This is a genomic window from Komagataeibacter sp. SM21 (assembly GCF_041402665.1).
GTDB lineage: Bacteria > Pseudomonadota > Alphaproteobacteria > Acetobacterales > Acetobacteraceae > Komagataeibacter > Komagataeibacter saccharivorans.
The window spans coordinates 1-1,010 of record NZ_JBGLOV010000080.1 but is presented as its reverse complement, the minus strand read 5'-3'; the positions used below and the strand labels follow the sequence as shown (position 1 = coordinate 1,010).

Annotated in this window: 1 protein-coding gene; it reads right to left on the bottom strand. The window is 64.0% G+C overall.

All coding sequences use genetic code 11. The annotated features are described in order from the left end of the window. Positions 1-30: 30 nt before the first annotated feature. Positions 31-1,010: IS66 family transposase (gene tnpC / locus ACBR42_RS17135; RefSeq protein ID WP_371208844.1), on the bottom strand; the 980-nt coding region annotated here is incomplete at its 5' end.

The window sequence follows — 1,010 nt, the reverse complement described above, 5'->3', positions numbered from 1 at the left end:
GTAACCATCCGGCGAGAGACGCGGGCGTGATCAGGCAGCGACGTTATTCTCGCCTTGAGCAATGGTTTTCCAATGCCAGGGCAGGAGTTCATGGAGGCGTGGGTTGGGAGTGTCGTTGATGCGGGCGAGCACATCGGCGAGCCATGCCTGAGGATCGACCTCGTTCAGGCGGCAGGTGACGACGAGGGAATACATGGCGGCGGCTCTTTCACCGCCACGATCGGAGCCGGCGAACAGCCAGGCTTTTCTCCCCAGTGCGATACCCCGGATTGCGCGTTCCGCCGCGTTATTCGTCAGACAGATCCGGCCGTCAGTGAGGAATCTCGTGAATGTATCGACCCGTCTGAGAATATAGTTCATTGCCTGGGCAATGGGGTTTTTAGACGACATGCGCCGGCAGGTATCGCGCATCCAGTCGAGCAACTCCTCGACCAGCGGGGCGATGCTCTCCTTGCGGATCTCCAGCCGATGTGCGGCGGAGCTGCCGTTGATCGCGCGTTCGGCGTCGAATATGGCGTCGATCCGGCGCACGGCCTCTATGGCGAGTGGCGCCTTGTCCTTTTCAGCAATCTTGAACAATCCCCGGCGTCCATGCGCCCAGCAGCCGGCCGGGACCACAGGCGCGGGCTGACGTCCCGGCTTTGCCAGGTGAGTGTATCCGCCATAGGCGTCTGATTGCAGGATTCCGGTCCAGCCGGTGAGATGGTCGGCCGGATGTTCACCCTTGCGGTCTCGGGAGTAGCGGAACCACACGGCTGGGGGCGCGAGGCCGCCAAATGGGGCATCGTCGCGCACGTAATTCCACAACCGTCCGGTCACGGTGCGCCCCCTGGCCAGCACGGGCACTGTGGTATCGTCCGCATGCAGACGCCGGGCTGCCAGCACATGTGCCCGGATCAGCGCGGTAAGGGGCGCCAGCGTCGCCGTGCAGGCCCCCACCCAGTCGGCCAGCGTCGAGGTATCGAGATCGATCCCCTCACGGGCAAATGCGGCGCTCTGCCGGTTCAGCG